This window comes from Haloarcula sp. S1AR25-4, assembly GCF_031624555.1.
Classification (GTDB): domain Archaea; phylum Halobacteriota; class Halobacteria; order Halobacteriales; family Haloarculaceae; genus Haloarcula; species Haloarcula pellucida.
Genome location: NZ_JAMQOR010000004.1, coordinates 15,028 through 30,109, shown reverse-complemented (window position 1 = coordinate 30,109; position 15,082 = coordinate 15,028). Strand labels below are relative to the sequence as shown.

At 63.3% G+C, this 15,082-nt stretch carries 9 protein-coding genes; 7 read left to right on the top strand and 2 right to left on the bottom strand.

Annotated features, from left to right (window positions below; all coding sequences use genetic code 11):
* Positions 1-185 precede the first annotated feature (185 nt).
* The 5 genes from NDI85_RS17125 (at position 186) to NDI85_RS17105 (ending at position 7,312) form a co-directional block, all read left to right on the top strand.
* Positions 186-1,505 (top strand): hypothetical protein, encoded by a 1,320-nt coding sequence (locus tag NDI85_RS17125; protein WP_188997097.1) that lies wholly within the window; start codon positions 186-188, stop codon positions 1,503-1,505.
* A 174-nt stretch (positions 1,506-1,679) separates the two neighbouring features.
* Positions 1,680-3,605, top strand: coding sequence for an ABC transporter substrate-binding protein (locus tag NDI85_RS17120; protein ID WP_310916449.1), 1,926 nt, complete (start codon positions 1,680-1,682; stop codon positions 3,603-3,605).
* Between the two features lie 2 nt (positions 3,606-3,607).
* Positions 3,608-4,459 (top strand): phosphatase PAP2 family protein, encoded by an 852-nt coding sequence (locus NDI85_RS17115; RefSeq protein ID WP_310916448.1) that lies wholly within the window; start codon positions 3,608-3,610, stop codon positions 4,457-4,459.
* 220 nt (positions 4,460-4,679) lie between these two features.
* Positions 4,680-5,468: a helix-turn-helix domain-containing protein gene (locus NDI85_RS17110; RefSeq protein ID WP_310916447.1), complete on the top strand. Its 789-nt coding sequence runs from the start codon at positions 4,680-4,682 to the stop codon at positions 5,466-5,468.
* Positions 5,469-5,836: 368 nt separating this feature from the next.
* A complete protein-coding gene (locus NDI85_RS17105) occupies positions 5,837-7,312 on the top strand; it encodes a hypothetical protein (RefSeq protein ID WP_310916446.1) in 1,476 nt (491 codons plus the stop codon).
* A gap of 22 nt (positions 7,313-7,334) precedes the next feature.
* On the opposite strand, the gene NDI85_RS17100 is transcribed toward NDI85_RS17105, so the two are convergent.
* The gene (locus NDI85_RS17100) at positions 7,335-9,131 is read right to left on the bottom strand and encodes a hypothetical protein (RefSeq protein WP_310916445.1); all 1,797 of its coding nucleotides are present in this window, start codon (positions 9,129-9,131) and stop codon (positions 7,335-7,337) included.
* 150 nt (positions 9,132-9,281) lie between these two features.
* Positions 9,282-10,817 (bottom strand): glycosyl hydrolase family 28-related protein, encoded by a 1,536-nt coding sequence (locus NDI85_RS17095; protein WP_310916444.1) that lies wholly within the window; start codon positions 10,815-10,817, stop codon positions 9,282-9,284.
* A 454-nt stretch (positions 10,818-11,271) separates the two neighbouring features.
* On the opposite strand from NDI85_RS17095, the gene NDI85_RS17090 reads away from it, so the two are divergent.
* Positions 11,272-12,201, top strand: a complete 930-nt coding sequence (locus NDI85_RS17090; RefSeq protein WP_188997080.1) for a hypothetical protein — start codon at positions 11,272-11,274, stop codon at positions 12,199-12,201.
* Between the two features lie 175 nt (positions 12,202-12,376).
* Positions 12,377-14,944 carry a flippase gene (locus NDI85_RS17085; protein WP_310916443.1) on the top strand — a complete coding sequence of 856 codons (2,568 nt, stop codon included), beginning with the start codon at positions 12,377-12,379 and terminating at the stop codon, positions 14,942-14,944.
* Positions 14,945-15,082 lie beyond the last annotated feature (138 nt).

Below are 15,082 nucleotides of genomic sequence, written 5' to 3'. Positions count from 1 at the left end.
TCGCGCCACGACAGGGACGCCGCTCTAGACTGTCCTACCGACCAACACGTCGAACGCTTGCCGGTGCATCGACCGATTTCGGTTTCGAACCGGGCCGATGGAAACGGTACGTTAACCCATACGACCGCCCGCCCGCCGACTTAGCGGCAAAATAATAACACGATATCGTGCTTAGATGCGATACGATGGTGGGTAGCGAGCGGTCTCGTTCTGTCCTACTGGTGCTGGCGACACTGCTGGTGCTGTCGGTCTTTGGCCCCGTCACCCCGCTCGTCGAACGGGGGCCGACGGAGGAAAAGACCGTCTCGGACGTCGGGTTCGTCAGGCCAAGCGAGGACGGTCACGTCCGACTCTGGCCGTATACGAGTCGTGGGCACTCGTTCAACCAGGCGACCCTGCCCATCAACGCCGTCGTCACGACAGACGCCACGACGGTGTATCAGCTGCTCACGTCCACGCCGAGCGGCGCGGAGCGGTTGTACTGGAACAAGACGGCCCAGACCTGGGAACCCGGGTCGACCGAGCAGGGGAACGTGACCATCAACGGCACTGGCGTCTACTGGAGCGAGTCGACGGGGTCAGAGCGATACACGTTCGTCATGACGAACACGTCGGGTCGGTGGACCGACGCGACGTACCAGATTCACGACGGGACGTACTTCGGGTCGCGGTACCACCTCAGACTGTACGAAGGGGGGGACGGTACCGAGAAGTGGACGGCGATTCAGGCCCATCACGAACACTGGGACTGGTTCCGCCTGCGACACGACGTCGGGAGCCTCAGCCGCGCCCAACACCACCTCGAGCGCGACTTCCTCGGGACCGGCGTCGTCAGGGAAATGCGTCGCGAACGCTGGGGCAACGGCGGCGCAATCGACGCCGACGGGTGGGTTACGGTCATCGAACCACGACGGCGGGTGATGCTAGGGCCGCAGTACCACCACGACCGGCCGAGCGCGCTGGCCCCGCTCGTGTTCTTCCTCCCACTGCTCGGTCTCGGCGCGGCCGGGACGCTCTCCGGACTGACGGCCGACGCTCGCGCGTCGCTCCGGTGGATTCGCGAGAGCCGATTCTCGCGCTATCACGCCGCGCTGTTCGCATCGACGTCGCTCCTTCCACTTGTCGTCAGGGTCGGTGCGATAGCCGCCGAACGCGCGTTCCCCACCGCACAACCGCAGGTCGTCGGCGCCCCGTTCTACGTGTTGCTCGTCGTGGGACTGCCGGCCGCCGCGCTGGCGTTCGGTCGACACCTCCGAACGACGGACGGGTTCACCGTCGCCGTCGTCGGGTTCGGGGTCGGGATAATGGTAGATTACGCCTACCTCGACCTGTCTGTCGTTTCCTACGGCGCGTTACTCCAGCGCCTCGTCCTCCTGTTGGGACTTGGGCTCATCGGCGCAGGAGGGAGCCGCTGGGCGGCCGAACGGACGACACGGTACCGCTACTGGGTGATCGGCGCGGTTATCTGGGTCGGGATGCTCGTCTGGCCGCTCATCGGTCGGTGACCGACGCCGGTTAAGTCGAGCTATGTGGGCTTATTTAGACGATAATAAAGTCCGGAGACGTCCAGTCCGTAACTACCCGATGCCGCTCCTCTCCTCCATCTCGGCTGCTGCGTCCATCCCCGCGACTATCGAGTCACGAACCGCCCGACGACCGACAGTCGCCGTCGAATCATAATGCCCGACGATCCGCCAGCAGAGCGACCACCCTTCGACCGGATCGGCCGGCGGCGTGCTCTCGGCCTCATCGGGACCGGGGTGTTCGGTCTCCTCGGCGGCTGTTACGGCCCCGATGGGCTGCTCGACCGGTCAGTACCGGGCGAACCGCTCTCGGTCTCCATCAAATCGCTCCCGGCCGACGCGGACACGCGCGCCCTTCGCATCGCTCGGTTCCTCGCGGAGAACTTAACCGCCGTCGGGGTAGACGCCACCGTCGTTCCGACGCGTCGAGAGACGCTCATGCGCGACGTCCTCGTGAACCAGCAGTTCGACGTCTACGTGGCGCCGTTCCCCGAACGCACCGACCCGGACTTCCTCCGGCCACTCTTTCACTCGCGGTACGCGGAGACGGCCGGGTGGTACAACCCCTTCGGCTTCGAGGACGGCGATGTCGACAGCCTCCTCGAACTCCAGCGTCGACAGCGCGGCGACCAGCGACGGCAGACGCTCGCCACGATTCAGGAGCAACTCTCGCGGGCCCAACCGCTCTCTGTCGTCGCGTTCGTCGACGAACTCCGGGCGCTCTCCTCGTCGGTCGCCCTCGGGTACGACGCCAACGACGTCCACTCCAAACTGGGATATCTCACCCTCTCCCCGGCGGAACTCGACACCCGACCGGACCAAGCAGTGCGCCCGGCTACCGAGACGACTGGGACGCCCGAACGGACTGAGACGACTGGGGCGCCCGAACGGACTGAGACGACTGGGACGCCCGAACGGACCGAGACGAGCGACGGCGCCGACGCCATCCGCATGACGCTCACGGACAAGCGAGCGCTGAAGAACCTGAACCCGCTGTCGGCGACCGCTCGCGGCGACGGCGTCGTGACGAGTCTCCTCTATGACTCGCTCGGCCAGCGAATCGACGGCCGGGTTCGCCCGTGGCTGGCCGATTCGTGGACGTGGTCGGGCGAGTTGCCGGTCGACGGCACGCTCGACGTGTCGATTCGCGAGGATGCCACGTGGCACGACGGCACCGACCTAGACGCGAACGACGTGGCGTTTACATATCGGTTCCTCTCGGACACCTCGATGGGCGCGCTCGAGGACCCCGTCCCGGCACCGCGGTTCAGTGGTCGCGCGTCGCTGCTCACCGACGTCGAGGAACTCGACAACACGACGGTCCGACTGGCGTTCGATTCGGTCAGTCGCGCCGTCGCACGAGAAGCGCTCACAGTGCCGGTTCTCCCGGCACACGTCTGGGAGTCGAGGGCCAGCGAAGCGCTCGCCGGCGGCATCGACACCGAGGAGACGCTCACCGAGGCCGTCGTCTGGGCCAACCGGGACCCGGTCGGGAGTGGGCCGTTACAGTTTCGCCGGCTACAGCCACAGGAGCGACTCGTCCTCTCCCCGTTCGAGGACCACTTCCTCGCCGACGCCACGGCCACCCACCTCCGCCCGTTCGCCGGTGGCGTCGCCTACGATGGGTTGACCTTCCGACGCGCCCCGTCCTCCGAAGCCGCTATCTCGCTGATCAAGAACGGCGACGCCGAGGGGACGGGTCTGGGTATCGCGCCGTCGAGCATTCCGACTATCGGCCGGGATCCGTCGCTGAATCTCTCGGTGACGCCCACCCGAACCTTCTATCACGTCGGCTACAACGCACGCCGGCCACCGTTCGACGACCCGGCGTTCCGCCGTCTCGTCGCCCGTCTACTGGACAAGGGCTACTTCGCCGACGAGGTGTTCGAAGGCTACGGGGACCCGGCGGCGAGTCCGCTCGCGCGCACCGACTCGCTCGCACCGAGTCTGGCGTGGAACCAGCGGGACCCGGCGACCCCCTTCTTCGGTGAGAACGGCCGACTCGATACGGACCGGGCCCGAGAGGCGTTTCGAGACGCCGGGTATCGGTACACCGACGAGGGCGAACTGGTGGTGACCTGACCGTGGTGTTATTCGAGTTCCTCGGCAAACTGCTCGTTGGCGTCCTCGCGATGGTCGCCATCGCTGGCTGGCTGTTCCTCGACCGTGAGCAGGCGACCGCGGTACCACAGCGGTCGTGGCAACGGCTCCGCGAGATAGCCCCACACCTGTCCCTTCTCGTCGGCGTCCTGGCGCTGAACAGGGTCTTTCGCAACCTCGGGCAGGAGCTATCGTGGATGCTGGGCTGGAACATCACCGGACTCATCTACACCATCGAGGGGGACTTCGTCGCACTGGTGCAGGTGATCGCGACGCCGCCGTTGACCGTCTTTTTCTCGTTCGTCTACCTGTACGGGTACGTGTTCCTCGCGACGTTCCCAGTCGTGGCCTACTGGCTGCTCGCCGACACGGATCCGATTCAGCGGACGCTAGTCGCCTACGCACTCAACTACGGCATCGGACTCGTCTTCTACACGCTGTTTGTCGCGTTCGGCCCGCGGAACCTCCTCCCGAACACCGTACAGGAACTCCTCTATACGGCGTATCCACAGTCACAGATTCTGACGAGTACCGTCAACACCAACACGAACGCGTTCCCGTCGCTCCACACCTCACTGTCTGTGACAGTCGCGCTTCTGGCACGCCGAACGCGCGACGTCTATCCCGGATGGTACGCACTCTCGACGGGACTCGCAGCGCTCGTCGTCGTCTCGACGATGTACCTCGGCATCCATTGGGCGACGGACGTCGTCGCTGGCGCACTACTCGCCGTCGCCAGCGTGCGTCTCGCCGACCGATACCACGACCTCCCGCGGGTCGGTGAGCTACTCCCCGAACGGACGCGCGTCCGGACCGCCGAGCGACGGAACGACTGACACAGCGTCGTGCAGGACGGTGCTTTCGGCGATGTCGACTACCAGTGTCAGTGGTAGCGAGGGCTGTCCGGCGTCGTGGCCGTCGAACGTCGCGTTTACAAAGTATCACATCGCATTCGCCAGACGCTCTGGCTATGTGGCTATGTTAATAAACGATGCTGAAACGGTGACTACGTGTGTAGCAGAAACTCACTTACCGAGCATAAACTTGCACCCACGTATGGAGGACCGGGCAGCGAACTTCCCCGAGAACGGGACTACGCGTGGCAAACTCGGTGAGACGGCCGCCGTCGGACCGTCGTCGAACTCGAGACAGCCGAGGGGAAGAAACGACGCAGACGACCACGACGCGCCGCTACAGACCATCTGCGGCGATTTCACCCTCTCACACCCCGATATCGCACTGACAGACGTGACGGCGGAGGCTTCGGGTGTCACAGTCCGACCGGAGCGAGTGGTCGCGGACGGGTCTGATACGTTGTTCGTGTTCTCGGTTCACGGCGCCGAGTTCGATACGTTCGAACAGACGCTTGCTACGGCCGCGTCCGTCTCGGACTTCGTGCTCCTCAGCAGCGACAGGGACGGCCGCTGTTACCGGGTAACTCTCACAGAAGAGACGCTGACTATCGCATCGACGTTGACCCGACTCGGTGCTCGTGCTATCGACGTCGTCGGGTCGGTGGGCGAGTGGGACGTCCGGGCACAGTTTCGGTCCCGTGAGACGTTCCTGCAGTTTCGAAGTTACTGTGCCGACCACGACATCACGTTCAGACTCCACCGACTGTGCTGGGACGACGGCGGGTCCGACTGGCGCCTCAACGGGCTCACACCCGAACAGTGGGACGCGCTCTGTCGGGCCCAGGAGGCCGGCTACTTCGACGTGCCGCGTGGCATCTCCCAGTCGGAACTGGCCGACCGACTCGGCATCTCCCCGTCCGCGGTTTCCCAACGACTCCGCCGTGCCACCAGTCAGTTAATCGAAGCCCAGTTAGAGACCGACGATTCGTGAGTCCGGTGTCTCGGCCTGACGAACGGCGTTTCTTGCCCCAGACGAGATTATCCCGAACACGCCCAAATCGGCCGACTCGGGCGGTTTAAAACTGCATTAAGAGGATATTAATGAGGTAGTAAAGGGACTATCAAGAGGTTAATGCTGTGTTAGGGAGTACTTAATACCTGCAATCAGACAGGTAAAGTCTATTCTCCGAATAGTCCAGACATCTATTCAGATTCATCGTGCAAAACGACTCTCTCTCTGAAACTGACGCAGACGAACAGACGCGGTCGGACTGCGAAACGACAGACGGACGGTTGCTGGGCCGACGAAAGGTGCTTCAAGGTATCGCGACAACTGCGATTGGAGGCACTCTTTCGGCCATGACTGGACGCGCGAGTGCGGCGACGACTGCGGACCGTCTCGACGGGTACTTCGAGGAGTTCGGGACGGTCATCGACGTCGTCGAAGCGGGCGCCGACGACACTGGCTCCGAGTCGGTCGTCGACGTCATCAGGGAGTACCGCGACGACGACACGCTGCTCGTCTTCCCCCCGGGCGAGTACTACATCGACGAGCAGGTGCGCTTTACCGGCTTCGAGAAGTTCGGCCTCGTCGGGAACGACGCGACGCTCGTCCCGGCGGATTACCACACCTTCGAGGGGCCGCAGTACCGCCTGTTCCGACTGGGCGTGGGGTACAGCCCCGGTAACCGACTCGTCTTCGACGGGTTCGACGTCGACCAGACGGCGCCGGACACCGGCATCCGCGTCATCGAGACCGTCGTCGAGGATGGCCTCGAAGTCCGGAACATCACCGTCAGCGGCGAGCACGACAGCGGGACGTGGGGCCCGGGTCGGTTCGCCATCTCTGACCCCGACGGGAGCGGCCTCGTCGAGGGCTTCGAGGTGCCGGACGGCGGTGCGTGGGAGGACGAGACGCCGAACGCGGGCAACATCTGGCGCGGCCCGACGGGACTACTCGCCAACTCGAACAGCGGGTCGCTCACCTTCCGGGACTGCGTCGTCGGCGCGTTCCCCGACAACGGCCTGTACGCCTCGGGTGGGGACGGCGCCATCAACGTCGAGGGCGGCCACTTCTCGAACAGCAACGCCGCGTCGCTCCGCATCGGCGGCGACGGGAGCAGTATCGACGGTGCCACCGTAGTCGTCGACCAGAACCGTCCGCAAGACGAGTCTCACCGGGCCATCCGCCTCGAAAAGGGCGGCGACATCCGCGTCGAGAACGTCACGGTTCGGAACTACGAACCGCTCCCGAACAGTTTCGCCATCTCGGTCATGGGGACCTGTACGTCCGCGTGGATAGAGAACGCCGACGTCTACATCGCCGGGAACGCAGTGACCAACGCCGTGGTCACCTCGCCCGGTTGCGGCGAGGTGACACTGGTGGGGTCCCGCATCGAGATGGACACGCCCGGCGGGTTCGGTATCGAAATCAACGACGGCGACAACACCGGACAGGTGCTACTCGAGTACGTCGACTTCCTCGGGAACGTCGGCGACGAGACGGCGAAGGCGGCCATCCGCTGTGACCGTGACAACGTTCGCTTGGGTGCCGTCACCGTCGACCAGTCCGGCGGTTCGGAGCGCCGCGCCATCGTGAACACCGGTGACGACGTCACGATTTACAAGGGCGAGTACCGCGCCGCCGAGTACCCGATTATCGACCTCGGTGACGGAACCCACGTCGAGGAGATATTCGCGGAATCATACGGCGACGAGGAGGCGTACTGTCTCTATCCCGACAGCGCCAACGTCTACCTGAAACACAACACGCTCCGTGGGGGTATCAAGGACCACGGGTGCGACAACCTCGAGACAGTCGGCAACGAGTTCTGAGACCGGACTTTCCCATCCCGCGCTACTGGAACTCCGCCCCCCGTGCCGTCCAGTTCTGCTGTGTCCCCGAGAGAGCGACGCCGTCGAGGAAGCGGTTGTCTGCGACGATGACGCCCTCTGTCGTCGCCCGGTCGTACTGATACAACTGGCCGCGCTTGAAATCGCAATCCTTGAGGCGCAGGTAGTCGGCGCCGTCGTCGAGTAGGAGGTCGAACCCGCCGTCGGCGTGCGTGAACGAACATCCCACGACGTCGACCCATGGGGCGTCGACGACGAGGCCGTGGCGTTTGCCGTCGCCCGCTGGGTCCATGGTCACGTCCCAGTTGCGTAAGACGACGTTGGGGCGGTCGACCCGCCCCAGATGCGCGTTCGACGCCGCGCTTCCCGTGTCCCTGACCGTCCAGTTCGAGGCGACGACCCGTCCGAGGGCGGGGTCCTCACCGGTGAAGGCACAGACGTGCTGGTTCGCGTGGCTCTCGACGGAGACGTTGGTCAGGACACAGTGGTCGACGTCGCCGTTCACCCGGACCAGTTCCGATGGCGTGGCCTGTTCGGCGACGATTTCGATGCTGTCGGCGACGGCGTGATTCGCGTCGGTCACCCAGAGGGCCGCGTAGGAATACCCGCGGTCCTCGGCGTCGTCGTTGACGAGGTGGCACTTGTACGCGTAGTCGCCGTCGCCGAGACGGAGCATCCCCGCACCGCAGTTCTTGACGCTCGTGTTCCGGATAGCGACTTTTCCGTTGTGGCCGGCCGAGTAGATCCCGTTGTTGACGAACCCTTCGACGTCGGTGTTCTCCACGACGAGATAGCCCCGGTGAGTGCGCTCGATGGCGAGTCCCATCGGATGCTCTTGCTCTTTCAGGGCGGGGTCGTAGAAACTGCCGTCGGGCATCGTCACGGAGACGTACCCACGTCCCTTCTCGGTCACTAACGCGGGCGCGATGGAGTAGTACGGCGGGACGACGCGGTCGAGTTCGCCGACGAGCGAGCAGTTGTCGATTTCGAGCGAGTCGTCGACGGCTGCGATAATCGCCGCGGCGGCCACGTTCGGCTTCTGGATGTCGAACGTGAGGTTGCGGGCCACGAACGCGCCCGCGTGACCCGGCTCTCCGGTCCCGAGACTGAGGAAGTACGGCATCTCGGGGTTCGTACAGCGGACCTGCGCCCGCGGCTCACCCACCACACCGAAGGTGTCGAACGAGCGAAGCGTGACTGGCGTGTTCCACGTGTACGTCCCGTCGGGGAGGTGGTAGACGACGCCAGCGACATCCTCACGGGCCGCGTGGCGCTGGATGAACGCCCCGAGGTCGGCGTCCGACCCGGGTTCGATGCCGTGTTCCCGAACGTCCACGACCTGCCAGCTATCGACCGAGAGGCCGCCGGTGGCGACCGTGCCCTCCACGTCGAGGGCCGGGGCGGTGCGTCCGTCGGCCGTCGGTCCCCTAAGTGGGGCGTTGAACTCGACGACACCCGGGGAGCCGGGCGTCCCTTCCGTCGCGCGCACGGACCAGTCGTCCGCGGCCGTGTCCCAGATTTCGATGCAGGCGTCCCCGGTTCCCGGCGTCTGGAGGGCCGGTCGGTCGGCGGTCATCCCGATAGTCCCCACGTTCAGGATGCTGTTCCGGTTCAGGTTCAGGTCGCCGTCGAGGATGGAGGACCCGAGCGACGCCGAGTGGTCCTGCGCGCGTCCGGTACCGGCCAACCACGGCAGTCCGACGAGTCCCGCGAGCGTCAGCACCTCACGCCGCGTCCGTCCGCCGTCGCCATCCTGTCGCTGTTCGGGTTCGCCACCGCCATCACTGTTGATTGGTGACACGTGACATACGACGACGAACGCGGTTCTTGTTATTCACGGAATATCGATAAATACGAAATTAAGCGGCCAGCGGGCCGCAGGAAGGCACTCCTATCCCTCCCATCTGGGACACCTGCTGTCCCCGTCGGGCGTGACTCCGTCGAGCCCCGATTAGAAGCCCGGCCCTCTGGTCGTCCAGTTCACCTGGTCACCGGCTAATGTGGTGCCGTCGATGAACCGGTTGTCGGCGACGATGGCGTCCTCCGTCGTCGCTCGACTGTACTGGAAGAGTTGGCCGCGCTGGAAGTCGCAGTCCTTGAGTCGGAGTTTGTCGGCGCCCTCGTCTAAGAGGAGGTTGAACCCACCCTCTGTGTGTTTGAACGTACAGTTCTGGATGTTGGTCCACGGGGCGTCGATGATGAGGCCGTGACGCTTCCCGTCGCCGGCCGGGTCGATGGTGACGTCCCAGTTCTCCAACATCACGTTCGGTCGGGCGATACGGCCGAGTTGAGCGTTCGACTGGGCACTTCCGGTGTCGGTAATCGTCCAGTTCGAGGCGACTATGTGCCCGGTTTCCTGACCGGTCCCGGTGAACTCACAGATGTACTGGTTTGCGTGGCTCTCGATGTCGATGCTCGACAGCGTACAGTGGCCGACGTCTGCGTTCACGCGGACTAACTCGGAGGGCGTACGCTGTTTGGCGGTAATTTCGATGCTGTCGGCGACGGCGTGTTCAGCGTTGGTTACCCAGAGGGCCGCGTAGGAATACCCGCGGTCCTCGGCGTCGTCGTTGGTAAGAGCGCACTTGTAGGCGTAGTCGCCGTCGCCCAGACGAAGCATGCCGGCGCCGCAGTTCTTTACCGATGTGTTTCGAATGGCGACTTTCCCGTTGTGCCCGGAGGAGTAGATGCCGTTGTTGATGAACCCCGCGATGTCGCTGTTCTCGACGATGAGGTACCCCTTGTGATCGCGTTCGATGGCGAGCCCCATCGGGTGAGACTGCTCGTTGAGGTTGGGGTCATAGAAACTCCCGTCCGTCATCGTGATGGAGACGTACCCCTGACCGGTCTCGGTCAAGAGGGTTGGTACGATGGAATAGAACGGAGAGACGACACGGTCGAGTTGGCCGTCGAGTTTACAGTTATCGATTACGATCTGCTCGTCGACGGAGGCTATAATCGCGGAGGCGGCCACGTTCTCTTTCTGTACGTCGAACGTGATGTTGCGCGCGATGAAGATGTCGGCGTTGTTCACCGTGTCGGTGCCGAGACTGATGAAGTACGGCATCTCGATGTTCGTACACTCGACTCGGGCCTGTGGCTTCCCGACGATGCCGAACCCCTCGAACGACCGGGACGTCACGGGAGTGTTCCACGTGTACGTGCCCTCGGGCAGGTAGTAGACGGCGCTGGAGATGTCGTCTCGGTCGAAGTGGTCGTCGATGACCGCTCCGAGGTCGGTGTCAGAGCCGGGTTCGGCACCCAGTTCGTTGACGTCCACCACGTTCCAGCTATCGATGGACGCCCCGTCGATTTCGACGCCGCCTCGGATGGTTCCCACGTCCAGCATGTCGTTCCCGTTGAGATCCACGTCGCCGTCGAATTCGCGAGCGACGGCGGACGACGTCGTGCTCTCGACGTTCGACGCCGATCTTCTGTCCGCGTTCCGGCCCGCTAACAGCGCCGTCAATCCGCCGAGACTACCCATCAGCGTTCGTCTGGTCGTTGCGAGACTGTCGTCGTCTCGTCTCTCGGAATCGCTCAAATCGTGTTTTTCATCTGACGGCATGGTCTGGTGTAACTGTCGTATGGCCTTCATTAACTAGCATCTAAAAATCAAATATGATATTTCCGTGCTTAGCCCTTATTGATACTCGGCCGTTTTCGAGCTTTTTACTGGCTAGAATTGGCCTTTTCCCGTTCTAGTAGCTACCGACCCGGCGCCCTCTGCGTTATCGCTCTTGATAACTGTGGGCGGGCTGATGCAACGGTGTGCGTTCTCCCCGTGGCTGACTGGCGTTTTTCGGCCCGAGTGTCAGTGTCGTCTCTGTGACGGCCCGGCCCCCACTTACGCCCGGTCTGTGGCTCTGCTGGGTGTGATTGTGAGTCTGAGACACTATCAGGCGCATAATATTGGGGCCGGTACCGCTACCCGAGAATACATGCAACGCCCACGTTCCTCGCTGCCGGCACAGATTCGCCGCGGCGTCCGTGAACCTCACCTCGTCGTCCGACGCTTGAACGAGCTGTACTTCGACCTCCATCGGCAGTACGCGGACCGACAGGACCGCGTCGACTTCTTCGAGGAGGACTGGGACAACCTGCTCCTCCTCGACGCGTGTCGGTACGACACGTTTGCAGACGTCGTCGACCTTCCGGGGACGCTCGAGTACCGCCACTCGCGATCGAGTTCGACCATCGAGTTCCTGAGCCAGTATCTCGACGGACGGGACCTAACCGACACCGTCTACGTGACGGCGAACCCGCAACACTACCGCAAGAGCGACCGGGGGTTCGTCTCGGTCGACTTCCACGACGTCGTCGAGATCTGGCAGGAAGACGGTTGGGACGAGACGTTCCGAACCGTCCGACCGGAGACGGTCGCGGACGCGACCGAGCGCGCGGCCGAACGGTACCCGAACAAGCGACTGCTCGTCCATTTCCTCCAGCCTCACTACCCCTACATCGGCCCGACGGGACAGGAACACTTCGACAACGACTCGCTGGACTTCTTCAACCGCGTGATGAACGGGGAAGTCGACATCGAAGACGAGATCCTCTGGGAGGCCTATCGGGAGAACCTCGACGTCGTGGTCCCCCACGTCGAGCGGCTGCTAGAGTCGCTTCGGGGCAAGACCGTCGTGAGCGCCGACCACGGCGAGATGTTCGGCGAACGCGCGTTCCCGCTGCCGATGCGAGAGTACGGCCACCCGTCTGGGATACACACGGAGGAACTGACGAAGATTCCGTGGCACGTCTACGACGAGGGGCCACGCAAGGACATCGTCGAGGGCGACGCCGCTACGACGGAGACAGAGGACGTCGCTACCGATGTCGTCGAGGAACGACTTCGGGACCTCGGCTACGCTTGAGTTTGCCCGACTGCGTGCCGACACTTACCGGCTCTATAATAAACACCCGACGGTGCAACAGATGGACCTAGGCATCCAGAACCTATGTCTCGCGTGTCACCCTCCGCATGTACTGTCCCGTCACGGGCGCTACCGAGGGATACGCGCACACTGATACGAACACACGACAAATCATATGCGACGAAATATCTTGAGTGGTGTCCTCTCAGTCGTCTCTGGGAAAATACTGACTCTGATGGTCACACTCGTGACGATGCCGCTGCTGTATCGGTTCCTCGGACCGGCGAAGTTCGGGGCGTATACGACGGTGATGTCCATCCACGCGCTGTTCATGATCTTCGTCAGTTCGGGCATCGCGAACGGCGTCCGGAAGTTCGTCGCCGAGGACAGAGACAGTGGCAACTGGGAAGACAACGTCGTCGGATTCTACTTCCAGATGGCGACGCTCCTCGCAGTGCTCGGCGCTTTGGGCTATCTCGGCGCCGTCCGGTTGGGACTCGTTGCCCAGTACTTCGACCCATCCTTCGAGCCCTACTTCACACTCATGGTGTTCATGGTCGTCGTCGCCCAGTTCTGGGGGTACGCCCGCCGGACGCTGATGGGGTTTGGTCTAGAGCGGTACTCGGAACCGCTGAAAGTTCTCTATCACGTTGCCTTCGCAGCCGTCTCGCTCTCGTTGGTCTACTACGGCTTCGGTGTCATCGGTGCGCTCGCCGGGCAGATTATCGGCACGACGATAGTCGCCGTCATCGGCGTTGCACTCGTGATGCGGCGCGTATCGATTCGCTCGATTCTCCTGCCGACGACGTCGTCTCTGCCGCGACAGCAGATGCTGACGTACAACACGATGGCCGTCGCCCTGACCGTCTTCCAGATGTCGCTGTATCACGTCGACATCATCATGCTCCAGTCGCTCGCCGGGAGCACGCAGGTGGGCAACTACAAGACGGCGCTCACGCTGGCTGAATTCCTCTGGTTCGTACCCATGACACTACAGACAGTATACGTTCACTCGACGTCGGAATTGTGGTCACAGGACCGGACAGATCGAATCGCGAGTCTCGCGTCACGGACGACGCGGTACACGCTGTTGTTGACGACCGTGATGGCGCTCGGCCTCGCGTCGCTCGCAGAGACAGTCGTACCGATGTACTGGGGCGCCAAGGCCGCGCCCGCGGTGACGCCGCTGCTGTTCCTCTTGCCGGGCGCGCTCGGGTTCGCCGCCGTTCGACCGACGATAGCTATCGAGGAGGGGCACGGAACGCTGCGGTACTCGGTCATCGCAACGGGCGCATCGGCCGTCATCAACCTCTCGCTGAACCTCCTGCTCATCCCACGGTACGGGATGACGGGGGCCGCGATAGCGACGAGCGTCGGGTACGCGTCGATGTTTCTCTTCCACATCTGGAGTGCGAGGCAGTTGGACTTCGACCCGCTTGCCGACGCACGCTTACTCCGGGTCGGCCTGACGGTGGCACTCGCTGCGGGTCCGATTCTGCTGCTTCCGCGCTATCTCGTCGCCAACCTGAACCTCCCACTCCCGGGATTCCTCCCGAGCGGCGTCGTTCCGCTGGTCGTGGTCCCGCCGGTCGGCCTCGCCGTCTTTCTCGCGTTCGCGTTCCTCACTGGCGCACTGGGGTTGCGTGAGTGCGTGGACCTCGTGTCGGCCTTCCCGGACCCGATCGGTAGCACCGTCGAACGGGCCGATGCCCGTCTCAGCGGTCTCAGCATACCGGACCTGATTCCGAACGGCGGCCAGTTCTGGCTCCTCCTGATCGGACTGCTGCTGTTCGCGTCGGGTACCGGCATCGCCGTCATGGATATGGTGTCTGACGGCGGCGCGGAGATGCCGGGTGCCAGCAACGCCACGGAGACGCCGACGGAGGCGACCACACCGATACCAGCGGACACCCAGTCGGCTTCGAACACGTCCACCTCGGAACAGCCTACTTCGACCACGCCGACGACGACCGAGACGGATGGCGGTGGGTCGGTAACGACGGCTACTGCTACTGAGACAGAGACCGACGACGGTGGTATACTGGGAACGTCGACGCCGACCGAGACGCCCACGCAGACGGCTACCGAGACGGATTCCGACGACAACGACGACAACGACGACAACGACGGTTGGTCGATCGGTGGTGGCGACTCGACGGAGACGGCTACTGAGTCCGAAAATGCGACAGAGACGGAGACGGCTACTGAGTCCGAAAATGCGACAGCGACGGAGACGGCTACTGAATCCGAAAATGCGACAGCGACGGAGACGGCTACTGAATCTGAAAACAACGCTGGCGACGACGGGTTCTTCGGAGATGGGTCGACGGAGACGGAAAGCGAAACCGCGACGGAGACGGAAACCGAAACGGCGACCGAGACAGCGACGGAGACGGAGACAGCGACCGAGACAGCGACGGAGACGGAAACCGCAACGGTGACCGAGACAGCGACGGAGACGGAAACCGCAACGGTGACCGAGACAGCGACGGAGACGGAAACCGCAACGGTGACCGAGACAGCGACGGAGACGGAGACAGCGACCGAGACAGCGACGGAGACGGCTACTGAGAGCACCACGACGGCGGCCGGGACGACTCAGTCGTCGGATAGCACGTCCACCGACGACGGCGTCCTAAATCTAGGCGTACTAACCATCGGGTTCGAACCAGTCTCTGCGGCGACATCAATGGCTCTCAGTGCCCTATTACTCGGTCGAACGAATCCCCGAGACCCTCGATAGATGGCATTTATGACAAAAAATGAACTGTTAGATCCGAATGGGGATCTGCATAATTAAAACAGCCCCTTCCTACACCTCCCATGTGCAACCCAACGACTTAGCGGCAGCGCAAACGAGTAGGCGGACCTTTCTCCGGTC